General features: G+C 43.2%; 22 protein-coding genes. 6 read left to right on the top strand and 16 right to left on the bottom strand.

Annotated elements, in window-relative coordinates; translation table 11 throughout:
* The first annotated feature begins 170 nt into the window (after positions 1 to 170).
* The 3 genes from CZ794_RS09695 (at position 171) to CZ794_RS09685 (ending at position 2,798) form a co-directional block, all read left to right on the top strand.
* Positions 171 to 1,595 (top strand): MATE family efflux transporter, encoded by a 1,425-nt coding sequence (locus CZ794_RS09695; protein WP_087041390.1) that lies wholly within the window; start codon positions 171 to 173, stop codon positions 1,593 to 1,595.
* A gap of 122 nt (positions 1,596 to 1,717) precedes the next feature.
* Positions 1,718 to 2,446 (top strand): AzlC family ABC transporter permease, encoded by a 729-nt coding sequence (locus tag CZ794_RS09690; RefSeq protein WP_087041389.1) that lies wholly within the window; start codon positions 1,718 to 1,720, stop codon positions 2,444 to 2,446.
* Positions 2,439 to 2,798: an AzlD domain-containing protein gene (locus CZ794_RS09685; RefSeq protein WP_087041388.1), complete on the top strand. Its 360-nt coding sequence runs from the start codon at positions 2,439 to 2,441 to the stop codon at positions 2,796 to 2,798. Before CZ794_RS09690 ends, CZ794_RS09685 begins: the two co-directional genes overlap by 8 nt.
* Positions 2,799 to 2,887: 89 nt before the next feature.
* Here the strand turns inward: CZ794_RS09685 and purF are convergent, their stop codons facing one another.
* From purF to CZ794_RS09630, 11 genes are all read right to left on the bottom strand, one after another.
* Positions 2,888 to 4,423, bottom strand: a complete 1,536-nt coding sequence (gene purF, locus CZ794_RS09680; protein ID WP_087041387.1) for an amidophosphoribosyltransferase — start codon at positions 4,421 to 4,423, stop codon at positions 2,888 to 2,890.
* Between the two features lie 320 nt (positions 4,424 to 4,743).
* Complete coding sequence (locus CZ794_RS09675) at positions 4,744 to 5,241, bottom strand: CvpA family protein (protein ID WP_087041386.1); 498 nt, start codon at positions 5,239 to 5,241, stop codon at positions 4,744 to 4,746.
* 123 nt (positions 5,242 to 5,364) lie between these two features.
* Positions 5,365 to 6,399: a quinone-dependent dihydroorotate dehydrogenase gene (locus CZ794_RS09670; protein ID WP_087041385.1), complete on the bottom strand. Its 1,035-nt coding sequence runs from the start codon at positions 6,397 to 6,399 to the stop codon at positions 5,365 to 5,367.
* A 198-nt stretch (positions 6,400 to 6,597) separates the two neighbouring features.
* A complete protein-coding gene (locus CZ794_RS09665) occupies positions 6,598 to 7,131 on the bottom strand; it encodes a hypothetical protein (RefSeq protein ID WP_256958935.1) in 534 nt (177 codons plus the stop codon).
* A 202-nt stretch (positions 7,132 to 7,333) separates the two neighbouring features.
* The gene (gspM, locus tag CZ794_RS09660) at positions 7,334 to 7,900 is read right to left on the bottom strand and encodes a type II secretion system protein GspM (protein WP_087041384.1); all 567 of its coding nucleotides are present in this window, start codon (positions 7,898 to 7,900) and stop codon (positions 7,334 to 7,336) included.
* Between the two features lie 62 nt (positions 7,901 to 7,962).
* Entirely contained in the window at positions 7,963 to 9,291 is a 1,329-nt protein-coding gene (gene gspL / locus CZ794_RS09655) for a type II secretion system protein GspL (protein WP_087041383.1), read from the bottom strand.
* Positions 9,292 to 9,334: 43 nt separating this feature from the next.
* Positions 9,335 to 9,793: a histidine phosphatase family protein gene (locus tag CZ794_RS09650; protein WP_087041382.1), complete on the bottom strand. Its 459-nt coding sequence runs from the start codon at positions 9,791 to 9,793 to the stop codon at positions 9,335 to 9,337.
* A 96-nt stretch (positions 9,794 to 9,889) separates the two neighbouring features.
* Positions 9,890 to 11,182, bottom strand: a complete 1,293-nt coding sequence (locus CZ794_RS09645; RefSeq protein WP_087041381.1) for an NAD(P)H-dependent glycerol-3-phosphate dehydrogenase — start codon at positions 11,180 to 11,182, stop codon at positions 9,890 to 9,892.
* A gap of 128 nt (positions 11,183 to 11,310) precedes the next feature.
* Positions 11,311 to 11,877, bottom strand: a complete 567-nt coding sequence (locus CZ794_RS09640; protein WP_256958951.1) for a nitroreductase — start codon at positions 11,875 to 11,877, stop codon at positions 11,311 to 11,313.
* Between the two features lie 243 nt (positions 11,878 to 12,120).
* Entirely contained in the window at positions 12,121 to 13,221 is a 1,101-nt protein-coding gene (gene zapE / locus CZ794_RS09635) for a cell division protein ZapE (RefSeq protein WP_087041379.1), read from the bottom strand.
* Between the two features lie 127 nt (positions 13,222 to 13,348).
* Positions 13,349 to 14,008: an alpha/beta hydrolase gene (locus tag CZ794_RS09630; protein ID WP_087041378.1), complete on the bottom strand. Its 660-nt coding sequence runs from the start codon at positions 14,006 to 14,008 to the stop codon at positions 13,349 to 13,351.
* Between the two features lie 468 nt (positions 14,009 to 14,476).
* On the opposite strand from CZ794_RS09630, the gene CZ794_RS09625 reads away from it, so the two are divergent.
* The 3 genes from CZ794_RS09625 to xseB all read left to right on the top strand — a co-directional run bounded on the left by CZ794_RS09625 (position 14,477) and on the right by xseB (position 16,955).
* Positions 14,477 to 14,845 (top strand): hypothetical protein, encoded by a 369-nt coding sequence (locus CZ794_RS09625; RefSeq protein WP_087041377.1) that lies wholly within the window; start codon positions 14,477 to 14,479, stop codon positions 14,843 to 14,845.
* A gap of 241 nt (positions 14,846 to 15,086) precedes the next feature.
* The gene (gene xseA / locus CZ794_RS09620) at positions 15,087 to 16,586 is read left to right on the top strand and encodes an exodeoxyribonuclease VII large subunit (RefSeq protein WP_087041376.1); all 1,500 of its coding nucleotides are present in this window, start codon (positions 15,087 to 15,089) and stop codon (positions 16,584 to 16,586) included.
* 123 nt (positions 16,587 to 16,709) lie between these two features.
* Positions 16,710 to 16,955, top strand: coding sequence for an exodeoxyribonuclease VII small subunit (gene xseB / locus CZ794_RS09615; protein ID WP_087041375.1), 246 nt, complete (start codon positions 16,710 to 16,712; stop codon positions 16,953 to 16,955).
* 5 nt (positions 16,956 to 16,960) lie between these two features.
* On the opposite strand, the gene pncB is transcribed toward xseB, so the two are convergent.
* The 5 genes from pncB to CZ794_RS09590 form a co-directional block, all read right to left on the bottom strand.
* A complete protein-coding gene (gene pncB, locus CZ794_RS09610) occupies positions 16,961 to 18,187 on the bottom strand; it encodes a nicotinate phosphoribosyltransferase (protein WP_087041374.1) in 1,227 nt (408 codons plus the stop codon).
* A gap of 349 nt (positions 18,188 to 18,536) precedes the next feature.
* Positions 18,537 to 20,336 (bottom strand): bifunctional peptide-methionine (S)-S-oxide reductase MsrA/peptide-methionine (R)-S-oxide reductase MsrB, encoded by a 1,800-nt coding sequence (gene msrAB / locus CZ794_RS09605; RefSeq protein WP_087041373.1) that lies wholly within the window; start codon positions 20,334 to 20,336, stop codon positions 18,537 to 18,539.
* A 493-nt stretch (positions 20,337 to 20,829) separates the two neighbouring features.
* A complete protein-coding gene (locus CZ794_RS09600) occupies positions 20,830 to 21,726 on the bottom strand; it encodes an ATP-binding cassette domain-containing protein (protein WP_087041372.1) in 897 nt (298 codons plus the stop codon).
* A gap of 95 nt (positions 21,727 to 21,821) precedes the next feature.
* Positions 21,822 to 23,750: a glycine betaine ABC transporter substrate-binding protein gene (locus CZ794_RS09595; protein ID WP_087041371.1), complete on the bottom strand. Its 1,929-nt coding sequence runs from the start codon at positions 23,748 to 23,750 to the stop codon at positions 21,822 to 21,824.
* Positions 23,751 to 24,146: 396 nt separating this feature from the next.
* Positions 24,147 to 25,577, bottom strand: a complete 1,431-nt coding sequence (locus CZ794_RS09590) for a coniferyl aldehyde dehydrogenase (RefSeq protein WP_087041665.1) — start codon at positions 25,575 to 25,577, stop codon at positions 24,147 to 24,149.
* Between the last annotated feature and the right edge of the window lie 21 nt (positions 25,578 to 25,598).

Genomic DNA, 25,598 nt, shown 5'->3' with positions numbered 1-25,598 from the left:
CTGTTAAAGCAAAGCACCTGACTCATAAGTAATGAGTCTAGGTGCTTTTGTCTTTATAGCTGTTTTTCTTGACTCTCAAGCATGCCATGGCAACCCAGTTATTTCATTAACCAACAACCATAACTAATCCACCGCACTCTCTTTATTACCTAAATATAAACGAGCCGCAAATGTCCCTCACCACACCCTCCTCTAGTAAGATGCCACCGATTGATACCAGATACGCACGCATCATCGCCATTGCTTTGCCCGTATTGTTGGCCAACTTAGCCATGCCACTGCAAAGTGTGATTGATACGGCAATCGTCGGCAATATGAATGACACTGCCAAACTTGCTGGTATGGGTCTTGCGATACAATTACTGTCCTTATTGCTGGTTAGCTTTAACTTTTTACAGTATGCCTCTTCTGGACTGTCAGCTCAGGCATTAGGACAGTTGGCGCACGCTACTGACCACTCTATCAATGACAAAACGTTGTCATCGAACCCAGAACCATCACCACTCTTGTCCATTTTGCAGCGTGCCTTACTACTCGCATTTGCCATTGGCGCTATTTTACTATTGGCAAAACCTTGGCTCATAGACTTTGGTTTACAAGCATTATCAGCAAACCCTGAAAGTGGTCGCGCTGCAAAAATCTATTTAGATGTCAGGTTTTGGGGGGTCATCGCTGAATTGATGAACTTTGCTTTTATTGGTTGGTTTGCAGGCCAAGGCAAAACACGTTATATGCTGTACCAACAAGGGTTCATCGCCGTACTAAATATTGTGTTAACCTTATTTTTTGTGTTTGGTCTACAAATGGGCTTGGTTGGTGTGGCTTTGGGTACTACTATTGCGTTTTGGTCAGGTGTTCTACTAGCGTTATGGTTAAGCCGTCAACATTTAGAAATCTCTTGGGTAGCTTTATTTAAAGCTGATCCAAAGCATTTTACTAAAGAGAAGATACTTAGGCTATTTTCGTTGAATAAAGATATTTTTATTCGCACACTTATCTTGACTCTGAGTTTTGCTTGGATCACTCGCCTCTCCGCACAAAGTGGCGATGTCATACTGGCAGCCAATGCTATCTTGTTGCAAGTACTTAGCATCTCAGCTTTCGCCCTTGATGGCGTAGCAGTATCTGCTGAAACCTTGAGTGGACAAGCAGCAGGACGGCGAGATTGGCCACGTTTTCGTCTTATTGTTAAGCGAACAGGAATTGTTAGCTATGGACTTGCTATCATTCTGAGTACCATTTGGTGGTTTTTGATGCCGACTTACTTACAATTAATGACCAATATTGACACCGTTTTTGCGCTTGCTAAAGACTATCGTCTGTACGCTGTCCTGCTACCGCTCATTGGTGTGGGAGCCTATTGGCTAGACGGTATATTTTTTGGCTTAACGGCTGGTAGTGTGATTCGAAACGCTGCTCTAATACTTGCTGCTGTCTTTTTTCCATTAAGCTGGCTGCTATATCAGCAATGGGACATGACAGGTATTTGGCTCAGTGTATGGTGTCTGCTTTTACTAAGACTCTTTATTTTAGGTGTGTTTTTATATCGTGCTCACCAAACAGGGAGCTATGAAAAGCTACAGCCCACTGTTTGATATGTGCTGAATAAGCATGACATTGTCTAAATGAGTTTTTTGATTCCGTATTTTTGATCATGCTTAATTTTTAATCAACCAATTTAACAACCAAAGATTTACAGCACAAACTAGGATATTACGTGACAACTCGCTCAAATGAATTAAACAAACCGTTTGAAACCAGTCACAACTGGGCGGAAGGCTTTAAAAAAAGTCTGCCAGTTGCAATGGGGTATTTACCCGCAGGCATCGCTTTTGGTGTATTGGCACAGGTTGCTGGTATCCCTATATGGGCAGTCATGATGCTTAGCGTCGTTTTGTATGCTGGTGCAGCCCAATACGCTTGCCTACCGATGCTAAGCGCTGGTTTGCCAATTGGTAACATCGCCACCAATATTGCGGCTATTAATTTGCGACATGTGTTTTACGGTATGCCATTATTGAACTACTTACCTAAGCAGAAGCTTGCTAAAACCTATTGTCTATTTGCATTGACTGATGAGACTTTCTCAGTCATGACCAGTTTGCCTAACGAGTCAAAACAGGCGTTGATGTTGCCTATCAGTTTGTTTAATCAAAGTTGGTGGGTGTTGGCAAGCATGATTGGCGTGATAATTGGAGGCGCGCTTGGTGACTTGGTGCCACATTTAGATTTCGCGTTGGTTTGTTTGTTTGCTATTTTGGCTTATGAGCAGTTTCAAAGCATCAAACGCTATTTTCCTATCGTTATTGCGGTCGTGTCTCTAGCCATTGCCTCTTGCTTTACAAGCAACTGGTTATTACTGGTGGCTATTACCATCTGTATGATAATGATTTTAGTACGTGGTATTTGGACACAGCACAATGTGACAGGGGGAGATCATGAGTAGTAGTTATCTTATTTTTGCTACTTTTGCGATGGCAGCAGTTACTTTTGTTACCCGTGCGCTGCCTGCTTTGATACCCAAACCGCTACTAGATACGCCTTGGCTACATCGGTTGAATGAAAGTCTGCCATTGTCCGTCATGGTACTACTTATTTTGACCAGTCTCTCTTATCAAGACTTATCTGCTACTACTGGTATCAATAGTTCAGAGCTACACTTATTGATGGCACAAATTGGCGCGCTCCTTTTGGTCTTGCTCGTTTATCATGTTAGTCGTCAGCTGCTGGTCAGCATGGTTGTTGGTATTGCAGCAATCAATAGCTTATTATGGACGTTTACTCATTTCTTAGGTTAAAGCCCTTCTATTTTAAATCACAAAAAAAAAGCTGCATTCTAATCAGAATACAGCCTTTTATTTTTGCAGCTATTTTTCTTTAAAGCAGTTTACATTTCTTCGACACCTGTCATATCGACTGGTGTATCAGCAACTATTTGTACGCCTTTTTTACCTGTTTTGGCAGTGTCACTACGCTGTTTTTGTAGATGATCAAGATAGGCTTCATTGATTTGACCCGTGATATAACAGCCATTAAAGACCGCACAATCAAATCCTTCAACTCTGCTATGCTTGGTGTCTTTTACAGCATCAATCAAATCGTCCAAGTCTTGGAAAATCAGACGATCAGCGCCGATAATGTCTCGTACCTCTTCTGTGGTATGACCTGATGCAATCAGCTCACTACGCACAGGCATATCAATGCCGTACACGTTTGGAAATTTCACTGGTGGCGCGGCACTTGCAAAGAATACTTTATTCGCACCTGCATCACGCGCCATTTGAATGATCTCATGACACGTCGTACCACGAACGATAGAATCATCAACCAACAACACGTTTTTACCTTTAAACTCTAACGGCACCGCACTTAGCTTTTGACGAACAGACTTTTTGCGCTGCTGCTGCCCTGGCATGATGAACGTACGACCGATATAGCGGTTTTTCATAAACCCTTCACGGTATTTAACATTCATCTTCAGCGCTAGCTCCATCGCAGAAGTACGCGACGTATCTGGAATAGGAATAACAACATCGATGTCATGATCTTCACCCCATTCAGCCAGAATTTTATCTGCCAGTTTCTCACCCATACGTAAGCGTGACTTATAAACGGAGATATTGTCCATGATTGAATCTGGACGAGCAAAATAAACATATTCAAAGATACAAGGCGTGTATTCTTTTGGCTCTACGCACTGATGCGTGTGCAGTTTATGGTCCAAATCGATAAAAATGGCTTCCCCTGGCTTCACATCACGAATGATGGTAAAACCTGAGCCTGTCAGTGCGACTGATTCTGAGGCAACCATGTATTCGGTGCCACCATTCTCTGCCATACGCTTACCAAAGATAAGCGGACGGATTCCGTTTGGATCGCGGAACGCTAGTAATCCATGACCAGTAATCAACGCTACTACGCCATAAGCGCCTTCAACTCGGCTATAAACAGCGGTAACCGCGCTAAAAATATCATCAGCCGTTGGATTGGTTTTGTTAAGACTTTGCATTTCATGAGCCAGCACATTTAGCAATACTTCAGAATCTGAGTCAGTATTGAGATGGCGACGATCTTCAATGTACAATGATTTTGCCAAGCTCTCAGCATTGGTCAAGTTGCCATTGTGAGCAAGCGTAATGCCATAAGGCGAGTTGACATAAAATGGCTGAGCTTCAGCACTACTAGACGTACCCGCTGTTGGATAACGCACATGACCAATACCGAATTTACCGACCAATTTCATCATATGATGATCCATAAAGACATCACGAACCATGCCGTTTTCTTTACGCAGATACAGTCTTCCATCTTGTAAAGTAACGATGCCTGCTGCATCTTGCCCGCGATGCTGTAGCATCGTTAAACCATCATAAAGAATCTGATTGACTGGCTCATGAGCTGCAACCCCAATGACTCCACACATAGTTATATCCTATTTTGACCCATACATTAGTATTACAATAACGGCAATTTTTTGACAACACGCTAGTAAATATTTGAGCTGTCACTCACCGTTGACCTGATGATGTTGAACGTTTAAAAAGTATGTATATCTTTGATTATCAGAAAATGAGCTATCGATACTTTATCTATCGTCATCTATGTAGCCTAAATGCTATCGAATAATTTTTTATCAAGGATAGGTTACAAAGACAGTATCGCTGCTATAAAGGCTATAGCAGCAAGAAACCATAAGGTAAAAGTATTGAGACTCATAATGACGAAAATTTGAAGTATAAAAACTCATGATTGGTTGATTTGATCCCAAGCCATACCAAACACATTTGACACCAGCTCCCTGCCCATCGGTGCATAAGGCAGTAATTCAGGAGCAAGGACTGAAGTTTGCCATTGCGGCATCTGTACCAATAAGGGTGCACTGACGCTAAGGATGACCAATACCATCAGCACGTTTTTGGCAGCACCCAATACACCACCGGCCATTTTATCAAAGATGCCCAAGCGCAAGGTTTTGAGCACACCTGAAAACACAAACGCGACCAAATGCATGATAGCCAATATAATAATTACCACGAGTAAAAATGCCAGCGCCAACTGTAATACAGGGTTTTGCACAACCCCTGACAATTGAGGCGATACAACGCCTGCCAAACGCGTCGCAGCAATAAAGGCGATAAACCAGCCTGCCAAGCCAACGGCTGTTTTGATCAGTCCTACTTGAAAGCCGCGCCATAAGCCAATCAAGACAACAACAGCAATCACGATATCTAGACCACTCATGTGTTACGCCTCACACTTTATTCATATTTATTGGGGTTTATTCAGGTTCTATAGCATCACAAATGGTTAAGAGTGTATTCAAGAGCCAGTATTTTAAGTCCATCACAAGGCTTTAATACCGCCCTAACCTTCCATCGCGTCGTAATAACCGCCGATTGCCTGAATACAGGATTGTACCAGCCCAGGACCACGATAAATAAGCCCTGTATAAAGCTGTACCATATCTGCCCCTGCCTCTATTTTTTTGACAGCTTTGGCACCACTATCAATACCGCCAACACCAATCAAAGTGACTTTATCACCCAACTGATCAGAGAACTGTTGTAAAATCTGGGTACTAATGTGGCTCACTGGCCGACCTGATAATCCGCCCATTTGATCGCCATCTTTTAAATCTTCCACACCTACACGGCTCAACGTCGTATTGGTTGCAATCAAACCGTCTATTTCAAAATCAATCAGCTGTTGTGATATGTAGTCGACCTGTAGTGGCTCTAAATCTGGCGCAACTTTGAGTACCAAAGGCACATAAAAGCCGTATTCAGTTGCCAGCTGGCTATGACGATTTTTAATTGTATCTAACAGCTGAGTTAAGGCATCTCCACTTTGCAAATCACGCAGATTTTTAGTGTTGGGAGAAGAGATGTTTACTGTGATATAAGAAGCATGCGGATAAGCGCGTTCTAAACAATAAACATAATCATCGGCAGCTTGCTCTACTGGTGTATCGGCATTTTTGCCAATATTAATACCAATATTGCCTTTATATTTACAGCGTTTGACATTTTCAACCAGATAATCAATGCCTTGGTTATTAAAGCCCATACGATTAATAATGGCATCAGCTTGTTTTATTCTAAACAATCTTGGCTTGTCATTCCCTACTTGCGGACGCGGCGTGACGGTACCGACTTCTATAAAGCCAAAACCCATTTCGGCAAGAGCATCAATATAGTCACCATTTTTGTCCAGTCCTGCCGCCAAGCCAACTGGATTTGAAAACTGCAACCCCATACAATCAGTTGGTTGCATTGATTGACCATATACCAGTCCTAAGACACGGGCTTTGTGAGCCTTGTCTAATAAAGACAAAGTCATCTCATGGGCATGTTCTGGATCCATATTAAACAAAAAAGGGCGAAGTAAGGCATAAGACATAGTAATGACAGACCCTGCTCGAAAGACATAGTGGATGAAAAGTGCTGATAAAATCAAGCGCTGCGATTATATCAGCTTAACAGAAATAAGAGCAAAGTTTCATGCGCTAATTTTTAGATTTACTTTTTAGCAATCCATAAATCAGTGTCAATCATTACTAGTCGATGAGTGATATATTCAATAAGTTATAGATGATATCTAAGGCACAGGACGGTTATCCGTCAATGCGATCCATCCTCGAATGACGCGATAAAGATGCCAGATAAAGGTAAAGGTCATGATGAGAAGACCAACGGCAGCCAACAGCACAGAACCAATAGCAATGTTTCCACTGTCTGCTAACACGCTCACACCCACACCGCCCAAGGCAAACACAATAATAATGATACCCAAGCAAAACCAGACGATACTGTACCAAAAGGTTTTGATTTGCCAGTCAAAATGCGTGGCAAGCCAAGAGCCCTCTGCATCATGACGCTTCATGTAGTTCATGACAATTGGCACAATCCAAAGCAAGCCTGCCGTAAAATAGCTGATGACATACAGAAAATAAGTAATGTGATTAAAAGTGATTAAAGAACGGCGCTTATTGTCGCTCATCATGCGGTGTTTTCCTCTTTGGGCAAGCTCGTAATCAGACATTGTATCCATAGAATCAGGGTAGTGATGGTCAGCCGTATGAGTCTTTTGACGCACAGGCTCATCAGGTTCATGCTTAAAAGGACGATTCATTATAATGATCTCTATCTGACAGTGACTAGTCATTATTTGATTGTGTCAAAGCAGTGATTTTTCAATATCAGCAGCTACATATGGCTATGCACACTTATATGAATAGTAAATTCTGAACATCGATGATGTACAGTGATTGCCTCGCGATAGGGTACTATTTTAGGATCTTATTTTAGAAAGTCGCCAGCTATGAAGTGGCCGTTTATAGAGCAACAGTCGCTTGTACCTGAATGGACTTATTGATTGGATCTTGCTGCATGGATAATTGAGTGAACTGCCAACCTTGCTGCTCAAGTTTACCAAGCGCTGTACCAACCACCGCTTGACTGCCATGAGTAAAGCTCAATTGAACAGCATCGCCAGCTGCCACTACTTGAGCATTTGTGATACCTGCACTATTTAACACGGTACTGACATTATTAGCAGGCGGCAATTCACCGTCAGATGTACTGGTCTGCATTGCATTGCTATCAATATTGCCTGCTTGTGCGCGCAGCCAAAAATAATCAGCCACCTCTTCTTGATAGTCACTCTTACTATCATTTGCCGCTTGATGAATGCTATAACCGCCATAGCCACCAACAAACAATAATAAAAAGGTAGACAATATGAGCAATGCCAACTGGTCACGTCCAGACAATGCCTGCCAGCGCGATGACAAAACACTTTGAAAATTATTCATGCGCTTTGATAATGCATGCGTTTCCATACTTCTATCGAATGAAGGATTGACATTATTGCGTTTGCTACGGCGTAGTAATCTTTTCATTGTTTGACCTTGTTTGCCATGACTATGTTTACCATGACTATGACTGATATGGCTAATAGAGATTATGATGCCGCCGTATTTGCTTGCGTATCGTTATTTTCTACCACATTCACCGTGATTTGACCGCTAAACTGCCCTTGCTCATTGCCGCTCACTTGCGCAAGCTTCGCGCTCAACCCTTGTGCTGCCAGTGTGCTTGTGAATGTATCCAAGCTAGTGCGATCAGGCGCTATCAAAGTAAAACTAAGTGATGATGGCTGCATAACCAGTGATTGTGCATGTAAGGAAGACTGTTTGATAAGAGGTGATATGCGAGCCAATACAGCCATGTGCGAATCAGGTGCTTGACTATCACTACGCAGTTTCGGTTGCAGTTGTACTTGTAGCTTCGTACGAGTGCTTAAAGGCTCATCAGCAAACCACGATTGGTACTGCTTGGCAATTTCACTCTTGGTTGCGATGGCTGCATTATTATATTGATACCACTGCACACCATCTGTCGCCATCTGCAACACCAATGCGCTCAATGCAACCATCATAGCCACACGCAAATAAGGCGACAACTGTGAATCTGTTGGCTTGATATAGAAATTTAGCGCATGACGATCAGGGTTTTCAATGGGTTTTGGTGTCGTTGTCAGTGTGGTCAATAATAATTGATGCTCAGTAATCATCGCTAAGGTTGGTGCCATAAAATCCGTTGACGTGGACGATGTTGGCGTTGATGACTTTTGCAATCCAATGTCATGAGACGCCATAGAATCACCAAACGTATCAATAGGGTTACTATTGGAGAGCGTTGATGTGTCTTCAAAAGTGGCTACGGGTGACAGTACGTTGACTTCACTAAGGTGCGGGAAACGCTCGAAAATCAATGGCAGGTAACTAACTGCCATGCCTTGGCGTAAAGATTGACGCAGCAGCATGGTTTGGGTGTCTTGATAGAGTGTCACCTGCTGTCCTGCCCCCTCTTCTGGTGTGGGCAACAATAAAAAATCAGGTAGTAACGCTGTGATGGTCATACCAGCAAGCTTGGTACTTTGCTGCCACGACTCAATATCATTTTGTGACAATGCATAGAGCTGATGACGATCGGCATGACTGATTTGTCGAATTGCCAGTTGTTCAACGGGGGTCAATGACATCTCTTCAAACAGATATTGCTTACCGCTCACACCCAGTTGTTTAAGCTGAGTCGCCGTAAACTCCGTGTCGACTTGTAATAGATGGCTTGAAGGGAAATATAAGCACAATGCTTTGTGAGCATTGTTTTTATGACTGCCATAGATTGCTTGTAACTGTTGCCAGCCATCGACTGTTTGCCATTGTTGTGTATCTTCATGCCAGACAGCTAGTGGGCTATGCTGCGCTCGTAACCAAACATGTAACACTAAGCGTGTCCTTAATTATTGAAACGATGATAAAGGGCTGTTATCAATACGGCTGATTGGGAACAAAGCGATCGATCTCTTTTGCCATACCGCTCATGACAAAGTCCATTTCAAACACGCGCGCTTCTGCCAGAGAAAATGACTCAGGATAATCTCCTGTCAGCAATCCAGCAAGGTAGGCAACGATAGACATATGACAGACCACCACAAGACATTCCGCTTCGATATGACCGATGTCGATTAAAGCCTTGCCTGCATCGTCAGAGGGCGTGATATTACTCTGTATCGTTGACGGCACTTTTGGCGCTTTTGCTTGGAATTCAGCGAGTGTTTGCTGTGCTCTATCATAAGGGCTCACAACAAAACGATCAGGATGATAATGAGTGGTCACATATTCTGCAGTTTGGGCGGCTTGCTTGTGTCCAAAGTCAGTCAGCTGACGGGCGCTGTCAGGACGCGTTTCATCTTCTGCTTGACCATGACGAACTAGTATAATTTTCATGACGATCCTTGTTAAATATTTTTGAATACAAAGCATAGCTTAATCTGATTTTATTGCTGCATGATGAAACCAGAGGCAGCATTAATCAAAATGGCTTTACTTGTGGTCGGCGTCGTCCTTGTCTTTTTCAGTGCTACTCGATGTTTTCATATGGGCCGTCAGGGCGGCATTACTATGATCGTGTGCCATAACGAATTCAACATCGCTACGGAAACCCGCCTCCATCAAATGTAGAGCAACTCCTAAAGCCGCTTTATCTTCATAAATAACCGCATAAAGAGCATGAGTAATAGGCATATAGATGCCTTCTTTGGTCGCTTTTTCGTGCACCTGCTGAATAGTATTAACACCCTCAGCTGTCTGACCAAGTTTCTTGACAGCAGCGTCTATATTCATGCCTCGACCGAGCATGGTACCAATACGATAGTTGCGACTCAATTCTGAGCTACAAGTGGCATATAAATCGCCCACTCCTGACAACCCTAAAAAAGTGAGCGGATTTGCCCCTGCTTCCACACCGAAACGACTCATTTCAGCCAAAGCGCGTGTCAGTATCATCGCTTTGGTGTTTTCGCCAACATCGTAGGCAGCTGCCATCCCCATCGCAATCGCATAAATATTTTTGAGCGCGCCGCCCAGCTCAACACCTTTGACATCATCGCTGGCAAATACTCTAAAAAATGCACTGTGCAGCGCTGCTTGTACCGCATGACGCAGCGGTTCAGACTCACTAGCAATGACCGTCGCAGAAGGCATATTTTTCATGATTTCTATGGCCAAATTTGGCCCTGACATCACGCCAAAATTTACTTCTGGTAGCTCATCTTTGATGATATCGCTCATTAAGGCAAACGTGTCTTTCTCCATACCTTTCGTCAGTGAGACGATAGACTGACCACTGATAAATGGCGCAATATTTTTTAAGGTTTCTCTAAAAGCCAAACCTGGTACAGCGATAAAAACAATGTCCTTATCTTTTACTGTTGCTGCCAAATCATGACTGTATTTTAAACGGTCATCTAACTTATAACCTGGCAAGTATTTTTTGTTGGTCTGGGTTTTTATCATTGCTTTTACGGTACGTTTATTGCGTACCCACAGTGTGGTATCACAGCCGTTTCGTGCGGCCAAGTTTGCCATTGCCGTACCAAAACTGCCGCCCCCTAAAAAGGCCAATCGCAGCTTAGTAGGATTACTATGAATCTCTGCCATGTTTTTTGCCACTGCTGATTCGACCGCACTAGGGTTCAGTTTTTTACGGCCAAGCCCAGATTTGGTCGCACGTTCGATGATACCTGATAGCAGACTGTTTTGCTTATCAGGTGTGCTTTTTTCTGTATCACTGTCATCGTTGCCAATGTTTTTATTGCTGTTATTTGGGCTGGTCATGTTCTTTTATCCATATTGACTGACTGATTATTCATAAAATGTATCATTATTTGCCTACTGAGTTTGGCTACTACGACTGATTGTCTTATTAGAAGATCGTTTTATTTAATAGACAGCGCTCAGCTATATTATGACTCAAATCGTACCAATGGCTCGATATCAATGGGTTTACGTATGGGTTCATTTTTTGGGCTGGTACCAGTATAAACAAAAGCCGTCACATAATCATCTGGCCCAACATCAAAATATGCTTTTACAGCAGGCTCGTTACATAGCAGTCCAGTACGCCATACAGTACTAAAACCTTGTGCTTTTAGGGCCAAGATAAGGTTTTGGACAGCAGCCCCAGCACTTAACATCTGCTCAAAAGGAGGAACTTTTTTATGGGCTTGTATTTTAGTGACCACAGTAATAATAAGCGGTGCTCGCAGTGGCATACTTTGGGTTTTTTTAATGTCTTTCTCAGACAGCACTTCATCCTCGCTCGCTGCTTTTTCTTGAGCAGCTTTAAGCAATGCTTGCCCTAACTGGTGACGAGCTTCGCCTTGCGTCACGATAAAACGCCATGGGTTTAACTTTTTGTGGTCTGGCGCAGTGGCAGCACACTCAATTGCTGCTTCGATCTGGGCGTGTGTCGGTGCTGGCTCATCCAAGTTGCCCATACTGCGTCTTGAGTTGATCCAACCAATCAGCATATCAGTGGCCAATGGTGCATCAGCAGCTGTGACGTTCTTGACGGTCAGTTTTTTATCATTTTTTGCATTATCATCAGTATTAGATTCGGTCATTGTCATTCCTTATTTATTATTATCTCTTTCTTTTTGTGTTAATACATTTATTCTTTTATATGCTCATAGCGTATATCTTTTTATCAAAAAAAGCCAAAAACTGAATGCATGATAGACATTCAGTTTTGACGAAGGTTTCAAGGATTTTTATTAAGCACCCTCTTCGACACGGTGCGCCATACGCAAATAATCTTCTGACTGCATCTCAAGCAAACGTGAACGCGTACGCTCAATCTCAAATGCTAACTTCTCGCCTTGATATAAATTCAAAATCGACTGCTCTGCTCGAACCAAGAGCTTGACGCGGCGATCATAAAACTCATCCACAAGGTAGATAAATCGACGTGTCGGATCCCGCAAATCATCATCGAGTGCTGGTACTGAATTGACTAAAACGGTGTTGAACTGCTTAGCGATTTCAATAAAATCAGAGGCAGAACGCGGCTCCATACATAGATGGCGAAAATCGCAAAATAAGATGTCTTCAGTACGCGCGTTAATCTTAATTTCACGGCCATTAATCGTAATCGGAGCATGACTGATTTTTTGATTGTTAGACAAACTGGCAAAACGGTTGGCAAGCCAGTGATGGTTGGCTTTGGTTAAAGGCGACTCATAGAGTTCTGCTTGTTGCAGCACACGTAAGCGATAGTCAATACCAGAGTCGATATTCATCACTGTCGTATGACGCTCAACTTCAGCAATGGCAGGCAAAAAACGATCACGATGCAAACCATCTTTATAAAGCCCTGACGGCTCAATGTTTGAAGTGGCGACCAAGGTGATACCACGATTGAATAGCATGGTAAATAGATCGCCCAAAATCATCGCGTCAGAAACGTTGGATACAAAGAATTCATCAAAACAAATGATGACGGCTTCTGCATGGATTATATCTGCAACTTTTTCTAACGGATCGCTCTCACCTTGCAGCTTATGCAGCTCTTGATGCACGCGTTTCATAAAATGATGAAAATGTAGGCGCATCTTACGATCAATAGTCAAAGAATCGTAAAACATGTCCATCATCCATGTTTTACCACGGCCCACACCGCCCCACATATACAGACCCTTCGGTGCGGTCGGCTTGGACTTTAGAAAGCTAAAAAAGCCCTTTTTTTGCGGCGCAGTATTGATGAGCTGATGATAAATCTCATCAAGGTAGCTCATGGCCTTAAATTGCTGTTCATCTTGAGTAAAATCGTCCGTACTGACGGCTTGCTCGTAACGTTGCAATGGAGATAAACTCATAATACGACTCATCGTTGGATAAAATGAATATGAAAATACTAATGTGTTGCGGCTTTATCACATCAAGATAAAGTCATCAAAAACTTTCTAAAACAAAACGACTATACGCTAAGACGGATCAAAAAAACTATTTCTCACTACCAAAGCTGTGTTTTTCTAACAAACCTTTAAGCTCTGATAGGCGACCATGGAAGAAGTGGCCTGCGCCATTCACAACGCTGACCTCAATACCTAAATGGTCAGCGAATGCCTGCATGTTTTTGGGATCAATGACTTCATCTGCATCACCATAAATCTCAAAGGTCTTATCGACTGGTAAACGCAGATCGCTACTCTCATTTTTTTCGATAGAGGGGGCAATCAGAGCAATATTAACAATGTCAAAATCGCTGACGTCCCAGATGTGAGAGGCCTCAATTACTTGCTCAGCCACACGCGCTGTCACATAGCCACCAAAAGAAAACCCGCCAAGCCATAACTTACGCGCATTGGTTTGTTCGGCGATCCATTGTAGCACGGTCATCGCATCTACCACTTCACCTTCCGCATAATCGTGCTCGCCCGTTGATTGACCCACGCCCCGAAAGTTGAAACGTACCACATGCATCCCACTATCACGGGCAAAACGATACATAGTCGTCACCACTTTATTGGTCATCGTTCCATCAAATAATGGGTTAGGATGGCAAAGTAATGCCACAGTATCTGTATTTGGGTCATTAGGATTGTTTTGTTGCCATAGTGCGTCGACTTCGAGCACGCCAGCAGGCGCAGGAATCAATTGCATAAAATTGCTTACTCGTTAAGAATGAATAGACCAATTATCCTAGATATGGTTTATATTTCAAGTGATTTGCTGTGTAAGCGTGCCACTTATGTCAACTTTCAAGCGATAACAACAAAAAAATCTATCAATGCTGGCAATATCAGCACCTTTTACATATCTTTTAATTCGAATCTGGTCACAATACAAAAGATAAAGTATGGGCGGATCAGAATAAAATCAATACGTTAAGAGACACGTGAGACTGGTATAACTTTCTCCTCATTGCTGTAGATACAAAGCCTGCCTAGCATCCATGCCAGTCGCTTTGTCTCACTGCTACATTGAGTCCACTACGTATAATAGCAACACGCAGCACAATAACAGTCTAGACATCCAAGATAAGAATGAGTTAGATTCATCATCTATATAGGGCAATACATCGCACCTGCTTAACTTTGATAGTCAACTGAAAAAAATTGGGAAATATTTATGAATACTCTGAATAAAACCGTCACAGTAACGGCCACTCTAGCGGCTGCACTTGCCTTGAGTGCTTGTCAAAGTACGCCGTCATCTCCTGTTATCCAGCGTGCCAACTCAGTTTATGAAACCACTGGCATCGCAGATACTAAGGTCAAAGCACAACAAAATGCGATCGATAGTGCGCAAAAAACCTGCCGAAGCAAACAAGTCATTATCGTCAATGATACTGTCAAATATAACGGTATTTTAGATGAGCGCACTGGTCGTATGGTCGGTCAAGTTGGCGCGGTTGTCGGGTCCATTTTTGGTACTGGCTCACCAGACTTGTCACGTAAAGATGACTATGAATACACGATTAATTTTCGTTGCCAGTGATATCAATAAGTAATATCAATAAATAGTGAGCTAGTAACCGTTACGGTAAATTTTGTGTAGTTTTTTCTATTGATACCGATTAGCCAAACTATTATTAGCCCGTGTGTAGCCGACATGTTTGCGTGAAATCTTCTCGCTACTTGTCGGCTCTACTTTTTGTGCGTTTGCTTTTAAGGTAAACTACCGTCTCTAGGATTGCTTATATCCTAACTTCAAGCTTTATTGATTTTGGTCTACTATTATGCGCAAACCCAAACTTTCAAACGTAAAACAGGCTCAAGTATTAACCCCTGCCAAAGACTTGGCGACCTTGGAGGCTGAGTTGGCAGAGCAAGAAGACCATTTAGAAAACACAGTACTGCGCTTGAGTGACTATTTGACAGCCGTTGATATGGTTATCAAACAAACCTTTGACCACCGTGTCTGGGTAAAAGCAGAGATTCGCAATCTATCGAGCAAAGGCGGTCACTACTATTTTGAATTAGCAGAAAAAGATGATGATGGCAAAGTCGTGGCCAGCTGCCGTGGCAATCTGTGGCGCTTTAAAGCTGCGCGCGTTTTGGCTAAGTTTGAACGGGCGACAGGTATGCCGCTTGATCGCGACTTAACGGTTTTGCTTAAAGTCTCAGCTGGTTTTCATGCCCAATATGGCTTCTCACTCACGATTGAAGACATTGATCCGAGCTACACGTTAGGCGATTTGGCACGCCAATATGCTCAGATGGTTGATCGCTTGACGGGTGAAGGGCTACTGACCCTCAATCAGCAGCTCCCTACACCCTTCGATATTGAGCATGTACTGGTTATTGCTCCTGAAAAGGCCGCTGGATTGGGAGATTTTCAAGCTGATGCTGATCGATTAGCCGAGGCAGGTGCTTGCCATTTTCACTACCATCACGCAACCTTTCAAGGCAATCATGCACCCGCTGAAATACGCGAAGCCATTGTCAATGCTCAGCAGCAATTTCACGATACGTACGGACGCTTGCCTGATTTGTTAGTCATTATTCGTGGCGGCGGTGCGGTTGGTGACTTGGCATATTTAAATGATTACGAGCTTGCCGCTTTGGTGGCTGAGCAGCCAGTTCCTGTCTGGGTGGGCATTGGTCATGAGCGTGACAAAGTCATCTTGGACGAAGTGGCTCATACAAGCTTTGATACCCCATCAAAAGTCATTGCTGCCATTCGTCTCCACTTAGCGCAATTGGTCACTCAGACGCTGCAATATCAGTCGCAAATCAAACAAGCCGCGCAGCGTCAACTCAATATGGCGGAACAACGAGCAGAGCGTCAATTAAGCCAAATACAAGCGCAAACAACAGGGCAACTAACTGCTCTACAAAAAGACAGTAACCATGCATGGCTCAGTATTCAGCAAAGCGCTCAGCGCCAAGTAAAGCAAGCAGCAAGACAAACCGCAGAACTAAATACTCAGATTCAAGCGGCGTCTTATCAGCAGTTATCCATTGCGTCTACTTATAGCAACAATCATCGAAAAGCCATTATGCACCGTACTCAGCAGCAGCTGACACAAGCACAGCGAGACAGCGAGCATCTGCGGGATATTGTGTTACTACACAGGCCTTCTCGTATACTCAAGCAAGGTTATGCCTTACTGACAGATGAAAAAGACAAACAGACACTCACCAGTCGTACCCAGCTTCACAATGAGCAAATGGTGCATATTGTCTTAAAAGATGGCAAAGCCAAAGCGCAGATAATAGATGTAAAAGCCACATAAAAACTTAACTGCTAAATACCGTCAAAAAATAATGAGCATATGATATTTAGAGTCAGTTTTTTACTTAACCTTAATGACTTAACCTTAATGACTTAACCTTAATTTTGATCATCAGGACAGATTATGACTACCCCTACTCGCAAACGCAAAAAAGCCGCCCCAAAAACTTTTAAGGCGGCTTACGATATCTTAAAAACCAATGCCACTGAGCTACAGCAACAAGATGAGCCTGATATTGACAATCTGATGACCACTGTCGAAGAATCTATTGCCGCTTATCGCGTTTGTGAGACGCGTATCAATGCCGTGCAGCAAGCCTTGGACGCTGCGTTCGCTGAAGAGAACAAGACAGAAAATAGCGACCGTTAAGCACGCTATTCTAGTTCATCAACCTCAAAAACTTGGCGCAAGTAGGCAAGATACGTGTCATTATTGATCATGGTCTTGCCAGGGCTATCAGACAGCTTGGCAACTGGCTGTCCATTGCACTCAACCAGCTTAAGAACGATATTAATCGGCGTAATGCCCATATCATTGGTTAGATTGGTGCCAATACCAAAGCTGGTCTTGATACGACCTTGGAAATATTGATGCAGCTCCCATGCTTTTTCAAGATTGAGACCATCACTAAAGGTGAGAATCTTGGTTTTGGGATCAATCTTGAGTTTTTCGTAATGAGCAATGGCTTTATCACCCCACACATAGGGATCGCCACTATCATGACGCAGTCCATCAAACAGTTTGGCAAAATACAAATCAAAATCTCGTAAAAATGCATCCATTCCAACGACATCCGTCAATGCAATGCCCAAATCACCACGATATTCATGTACCCACGCTTCAAGCGCCGCTTTTTGTGAATCGCGCAAACGCACATCTAATGCCTGAAACGCTTGCATAAACTCATGCGCCATCGTACCGATTGGTGTCATACCGAGCTGTTTTGCCAAATAGACATTAGACGTACCGCCAACTATCTTCGGCTCAGCTTTGTGTATTGTCTCAACCACATGCGCTTGCCATGCTTTACTAAAGCGTCTGCGAGTACCAAAATCAGCAACAATAAAGGGTGGTCTGCTGCGATCACCTTTGGCTTGTTCTGCTGCATAATGATGCAGTAAGGCAACTTTTTCATCAAGCCTACGCTGACCTTCCTCAATCACTTGCTCACTTGATAAAGCGCTAAAATAAAGCTCGTTGACAATCGCCAGTACAAAGACTTCAAAGAACATTGCCTGAATCATCGGCCCTTCAATATCGATAAACAAACGACCTTCGTTATCTGTGCTGACCGTGATAAAACGACGTTTGAGTTTGAATAATTCAAGATAGTCCACAAAGTCTGAGCGCATAAAACGCAGACTGCGCAGATACTCCAGCTCATCTTCTAAAAAACGCAACTCACATAAACTGTCTAGCTGTTTTTCAAGCTGCTCTTTAATATTAGCCAAAGGATAAAGCGCTTCTTTATTATTGCGGCAGCGAAAACGGTACACACCATGCGTTTGCGGGAATTGATGTAGCATGGCTTGTAGCATAGTAAATTTATACAAATCGTTATCAAGTAACGAGGTAATAATAGGTGTATGGGTAACGGTCATACTATGGCCTTAAAAAATAAAAGCGAGAATAATAAATAAACGTCACCTGATACTTAAAGCGACACAATACATAAACAACAAAAAAGAGCGCATGTGAATCATCAGCACTCAATAAACTGTTAAGTATAACGAAGTTTGTCGCTTATTTCAGAGTTCACGATTAATCGCAGCAAAATTACTACGATAGCTACAATCAACATATCTTAAAAGCGCTACGGTATTGTTGATATATCGACATTATTTTTCACTGACTATACGTGGGTGGTCAACATACGATCAAACATTGAGCACAAAAAAGACGCTAAGGGTACTCTTAGCGTCTTTTATAAATACTACTGTTGCAACCCTATTACGATTTCACAAGCTTCACCAATGGTCCGTAACCTGACTGAGGCATCACATTGACAGGAATAAACTGTAAGGCACCGCCATTGATGCAATAACGTAGGCCACCACGATCTTTTGGGCCATCAGGGAATACATGGCCAAGATGCGAATCCGCGACTCGAGAGCGAACCTCAGTACGCACCATGTTGAAGGCTTTGTCTTCATGCTGAGTGATGACTTGCATGTCAATCGGTTTAGTAAAACTTGGCCAGCCACAACCAGATTGGTACTTATCAGTGGACAAGAACAGCGGCTCACCGCTTACAACATCAACATAAATTCCAGGCGCAAATAACTCATCATATTCATGACTAAATGCCCGTTCGGTGCCTGCATCCTGAGTAATATTATACTGCGCTTTCGTCAATGTGTTCTTGAGAGCGCCTTTGTCGAACCCAGCGTAACGCTTAGGATCCAATACTTCAGCTACGGTATTGGCAGGAGCAAGTTTGGTAGAGGCTGTACCTACAGGTTTGTCATCTGCCAAACTCAAGTCAACGTGACAATAGCCATTGGGATTTTTTGCCAAATAGTCCTGATGATACGCTTCCGCCAAATAAAAATTGTCTAATGCTTCATTTTCGACCACGACTTTTTGTTTGTATTGACTCTGCACTCGTTTGAGAGCCGCATCGATGACTGCTTTATCTGCTTTATCGGTGTAATAAACGCCAGAGCGATACTGTACGCCGCGATCATTGCCTTGCTTATTGACGCTGGTTGGATCAATAACACGGAAGTAATATTTTAAGACTGTATCTAAATCGATTTTATCCGCATCATAAGTCACTTTGACAGTTTCGGCATGTCCTGAGCCACGAATCACTTGCTCATAGCTTGGATTGGCAGTGTCACCATTTGCGTAACCTGACACAGCGTCTACAACACCATCAACCCGCTCCATATAAGCTTCTATACCCCAGAAGCAACCACCCGCCAAATAAATTGAGCGCGTATTAATCGCCTTGCCTTTATCATTGTAGTAAACCCCATCTTTTTGCTTGATGGTTTCAATCTTGCTGTTGTTGTCCAATGCTTGTACGTTGGCAGGTTTTGCAGTACCTGCTTTGAGCTCAGCAAAATCGTTATTAGCATTTTCAGCCAACGCATAGGCTTGCTCTGTGGTTAGATTGCCTTTAACCAAATGAACCAAGTTACCTTTTTTATCAAGTATGGCCCAACTTGGATATACCTGCACGCCAAGTTTGCCAATCAAATCTCCTGAAGGGTCAGACAATACAGGCAGTTTTGGATAATCCGCTTGAACGCCTGCATACCAAGTACTAAAGTCAGTGTCCTCTTTTTCATTCAGATGACCCGGACTTGCTACAGTAATCACATTTAGATCAGCGAACTTAGGATCCGTACGCCACTCTTCCGTTTCTGCCAACGTCCCTAAACAAAGTGGACACCAACTTGCCCAAAACTTCACTAAGGTCGGTTTGTTAGGATCTATCACATCAGCGCCTGTATCACCCAGACCTTTGGTCAGCTGCGGCAAGGCTTGTATTTGTTTAAGCATGTCAGAGGGCAACATATCACGAGAGGTTTTAGCCTCACTGGTTTGCTTGCCAGCAGTGCTGCTCGTCTTATTGTCCGCATTGCTCATTTGACCACAAGCAACCAATATTCCTGCACTCAATACGGTCGTTATGCCAAACGTACTAGCATTTTTAAACCAACGGGACGAAGTGCGCGGTGAGCCAGAAGCCAATTTATCGGCATTCTCATGGTCATTATTTGGAATATGTTTATTTGGCATAATATGTCCCTTCTACGAAGTCTGACGTCCATAGGCTGAAATGAATGATAACTCATGGTGTTTTTATAAGGTTCGCAAAAAACCAGAGTCAATCTTTTACAAAGAATGGATGCCATATATATAAATATAAGCCATCTACGAATGAAAATATGAGAGTAACACGCTCACTTGGTAGAAAGCTCATATACCATTACTGGACAAGAGCTGCCTGCTGGTTCGCATTAGCTTACCTTAACAGTATACATCGGCAATGGAATTTACTTTAATAATAATTTATGGCCCACTACACTTTTTTAACAACCTAGTAATAGTGGCGATATAGAAATCTTACTGCTCTATAGCAAGCATACTTGTTGTTTGTATATGTCTATATGGAGATAAATTGAGGAAAAGACAAGGTTTTTTATAATCGATGCTCGATAACCATAAGTATCATTCAAATTTGACGCAAATATTTTAATAGTATCAAATGATAAAGATGAAATGAGGGCGGTTAGTTTTTGGCGTGCATGAACTGTGCAACATAGTCATCGGCTGGATTGAGACGCAGCTCTTGTGGCGTACCCGTCTGTATCAAGCGACCACCATTTAAAATGCTGATACGTTGACCGACTTTGATTGCTTCATCAATATCATGAGTGATAAACACAATCGTCTTATTTAAGCGATCTTGCAGCTCCAAAAGCTGGTCTTGTAGCTGAGCACGAATGAGCGGATCAAGCGCTGAGAACGCTTCGTCCATCAGCAAAATCGGATTGTCCGTTGCTAGAGCACGGGCTAGACCAACACGCTGCTGCATACCTCCCGATAGCTCATCAGGATAGCTGCGCTCTAAGTTAGACAGCCCAACCTCATTAAGCCAGTGCCGAGCCACGTCATGACGATCTTTAATACTCATTTTGCGCACTCGTAAGCCGTAAGCAACGTTTTGGATAACCGTCATATGCGGTACCAAGCCAAAATGCTGAAAAACCATGCTGGTGGTTTGCTGGCGATAATGTTGCAACTCCTTGTCATTAAACTCTAGTACGTTGACAGCAGAGGTTGCATGTTCAGTTTCTGCTACGTTTGGCGCAGTAGAAACAAGCTCTTTATCAAAATGATGAGCATTAATAGAAGTATCTACCCATATCTTGCCACTGGTTGGATCAATCAAGCGATTGATATGGCGTATCAAGGTCGATTTACCCGAACCGGATAGCCCCATGATGCAATGTAGCTCGCCTGCTTTGACCGCAAGATTGATATCATAAAGTCCCACTGAGTAGCCTGTTTGCTCTTTTACCTTGATGCTGTCCATACCCTCTGCCAGTAACGCCAATGCAGACTGTGCTTGTGAGCTAGTAGCGTTATATATCTTACTGATATTTTCGAGCTGGATATGGTTCATTGTGGTTCTCACTATTGGTATTATTTTATGAGCGTTGTTTTTGTAAATGTGACTTAAATTATTAACCTAAAATGTCTTTATCACTGATCAAATACCTAACCCACTGGCCGTCTGCCAGCTTCGATGGTCTTTTGGCGCGCACGTTTGCCTTGACCAAATGCCTGAGTGATACGGTCAATGATAATTGCTACGATGACAATGGCAGTACCTGCTTGTAAACCTTGACCAATATTGAGCGTTTGTATTGATTGCAAGACATCTTCGCCAAGACCTGGTGCTCCAATCATAGAAGCCAATACAACCATAGCAAGAGACATCATGACAGCTTGGTTAATGCCCGCCATAATACTCGGTAACGCTTGTGGCAATTTGATCCAAATGAGTAATTGTAAATGCGTACTGCCAAATGAGCGCCCCGCTTCCACCATTTCATGGTTCACTTGCGTGATACCGAGCATGGTCAAACGAATGAGTGGCGGCAGTGCATAGATAATGGTGGCAAACAACGCAGGCACTTTACCAATACCAAATAACATCAATACTGGTATCAAATAAACAAAGCTTGGCATGGTCTGCATCACATCCAGTATGGGTGTTACAATCCTACGTAGTAACTGACTGCCCGACATGGCAATACCGATAGGAATACCAATAACCACTGTGACCAATACAGAAACAATCAGAAGCGCCAAGGTATCAATCAATGCGCCCCATAATCCGAATGCACCAATCAAAAACAGTCCTGCCCCGCACGCAAGCGCAAACCAAATTTTACGGACGCCAAACCATGCGAGTACAGTCACCAGTCCAATAATTAACCATGGCGGAATGACGGTAAGTAACCGCTCGATAGGTAGCAATAAATATGTCAATGCTATGTGACTAATCGTACGAAACACATCACCGTAGTTTTGGACGACATTTGCTAGTGTATTGTTCAGCGGTGTCTCAAGAGACCACGAAGGAAAGCTTGAGGACAAACCCAACAGGTTGCTATTGGTTGCTGTATTGTCAACGCTAGCAGCTCCAGTCAAATTAGTGCCTAACTTATCAGCAAGATTGGTCGCGGCCTCTTCAGATACCCACTGTTGCCAAACGTTTGGATTTTCACGTAAAAACACTAACGCTTGCTCTTCGCCACTACGCTTATTCTCACTCATCTCCAAAATAGCGCCATTAAGCTCATCTGAGGTAAACTGTACTTGTTTAAAAACCTCTGCCAATTCAGGATTGCTATCGAGAAATGGTGTAGAGACAGCGATGCCGAGAGGTGATACAGGAAAGCCAGAGACGCAATCAGCGGTACCATCTGCTCGCAATAAATCTTGCCAGCAAGCATCATTGTGAGCAGGAAATGCTAATGGCGCAAAATCATACTTAGCCATCAGCCCCGTCGGCTGCCAATAGTAGAATAGTAAGGGTTTATGCTGCTCAAACGCTGAGGCAATTTCGGCATCGAGTGCAGCACCTGTGCCAGGATGGGCGTTGTTGAATGTATTGTCTAAGCCCGTGTTTTTGAGCAGGCGGGTATTAAAAATCTCACACGTCCAACCAGAAGGACAATTCATAAAGCGAGATTTATTTGGGTTTTCAGGGTCTTTAAACAACTCAGCATATTTGGGCAGATCTTGATAGGTGCGCAAACCAGGGTTTTCTTCTAGGACATACTTAGGAACATACCAGCCTTGAGTGGCACCGCCTTTGAGCGTATCACCAATGACCGCAACTTTGTTCTCTTCGATGGCTTTTTCCATGATTGGAGAACGCCCGACCCACTGTTCACCAATAATTTGAATGTCATCTTGTGACAATGCCGTCTCAAGTGCAGGGCCTGCGCCTGGCACTTCTTCAATCGTACAGTCATATCCATCTTCAGCGATATATTTGAGTACACCAGAGATAAATTGACCGCTCTCCCACGTAAGTGCGCCAAATTTGATTGGCGAGTCACAAGCAGCAGATGCTGATATGGGCAATAACAGCATGCTCATCCACAGTATATTTAACGCAATCCATTGACGCATGCTCTGTCCTATTTATTATTATTCATATCAGTAGCAAAATAGTTATTAACGTCACAGTATTTTGGTTGTACTTCACCTGCTGTCACTATGACTCATAATCCTTATTGCTTATTTATGTAGGTGTTTTTCTATACTGTTTAAATATATCAATAAAATGTAGCGATTTATAAGGTTGATAATAAATACTTATTTACTGGTTGTTAAGGTCATATTTTAATCTGTAACACTTATAGAACATTCATCACCACCTCTTGGGGCTCGTAAATATAGAATTTTTGGCAAAAAAATAGCATCGACTTGCGTAGATGCTATTGCTTATGGAACCATGGATTTGATACGGCTATTTTACCATCATCCTTTTGATAGTTACTTGAGAAGCAGTGACTTTAAAAATAGTTATTTTAAAAACAGCGCCATGGCTTTTTTGAATAACCCACCATAAGGCGGCAACAGCAGATTCAGACCATTGAGCTTGGTTTGTACAAAGATAGGCTTCATATGGCTTAGACGCTCAAACCCAGCTTTTCCATGATAAGAACCTGTACCAGAATCTCCAACCCCGCCAAACGGCAAGTCATGCTGCGCCACATGCATAATCACCTCATTAATACATAAACCACCAGACACCGTATTATTACGTACTTTTTCTATGTCGTTATGGTTCTCACCAAAAACATATAGGGCCAAAGGGCGGGGGCGTGAATTGACAAACTGAATGGCATCATCTAGCGTTTCGTAATGAACGAGCGGCAAAATGGGTGCAAAAATCTCTTCTTGCATCACATCACTATCGGACGCAGGTTCGCTCACAATGACGGGCGGCATCAGGCGCGTTTCAATGTTTGCCTCAACCGATGTCAGCGGATGTATTTCAGTACTCGGTAACGCATCGAGATAGCCTTTGACGCGCTTAAATTGCGCACCGTTGATGATACGAGAATAATCTGGGTTGTGTTCAATGTTAGGATAGTGTTTTGCCATCCATTCTTTTGCCAAGCCGATAAATGCTTCGTGATACTGACGCGGAACCAACACATAATCGGGTGCAATACAGGTTTGACCAGCATTCAAGGTTTTGCCCATCATGACGCGATTGACGACCGCCTCCAAATTGGCATCCTCAAAGACGATTACAGGTGATTTACCACCAAGCTCAAGGGTCACTGGCGTTAGATTGGGCGCTGCTGCCGCCATCACCTTTTTGCCGACCGCGGTAGAGCCTGTATAAAGCAGATGGTCAAAAGGCAGCTCACTAAACGCCGCAGCGATATTAACCTCACCCAGTACCACACAGATCATGTCTGGTGAAAAATAACGCGAAATCGTATTCGCGAATGTTTGTGCAAATTGCGGCGCTGCCTCACTCATTTTAATCATGATACGATTGCCTGCGGTGATCGCATCAATCATGGGTCCTATTGCCAAAAATAATGGATAGTTCCATGGCACTATGATACCAACCACGCCCAGCGGCTGCGGCTGAATCTCATTATGAGCGGGTCTGTATAACGCTGAAATAGGCGCACGTTGCGCTTTCATCCATTTTTTGCCGTGTTTTTTGGCATGGCTGATTCCAGTAAAGCTCGGAAATAACTCAGCAAACTGGGTCTCTGATTCACTACGGTAGCCAAAATCAGCGCTGATTGCTTTCGCAAAACTTGTTTGATTGTCGCTCAGCATGATTTCTAAATTGTCCAGTTGGGTCTCACGAGTGGCCCAATCGTTGATCGGCTGCGTACGACTCAACGTTTTTAAGTACGAAAATTGCGCGTGCATCTCATCAATTGTCTTGGCGATACTCGGCACTTCAGGTACTTGGTACTGCATCAGATCAGTATTGGTCGACGT

This window comes from Psychrobacter sp. JB385 (assembly GCF_900163785.1).
In the GTDB taxonomy this organism is placed as follows: domain Bacteria; phylum Pseudomonadota; class Gammaproteobacteria; order Pseudomonadales; family Moraxellaceae; genus Psychrobacter.
This window is presented reverse-complemented; position numbering and strand designations above follow the sequence as displayed.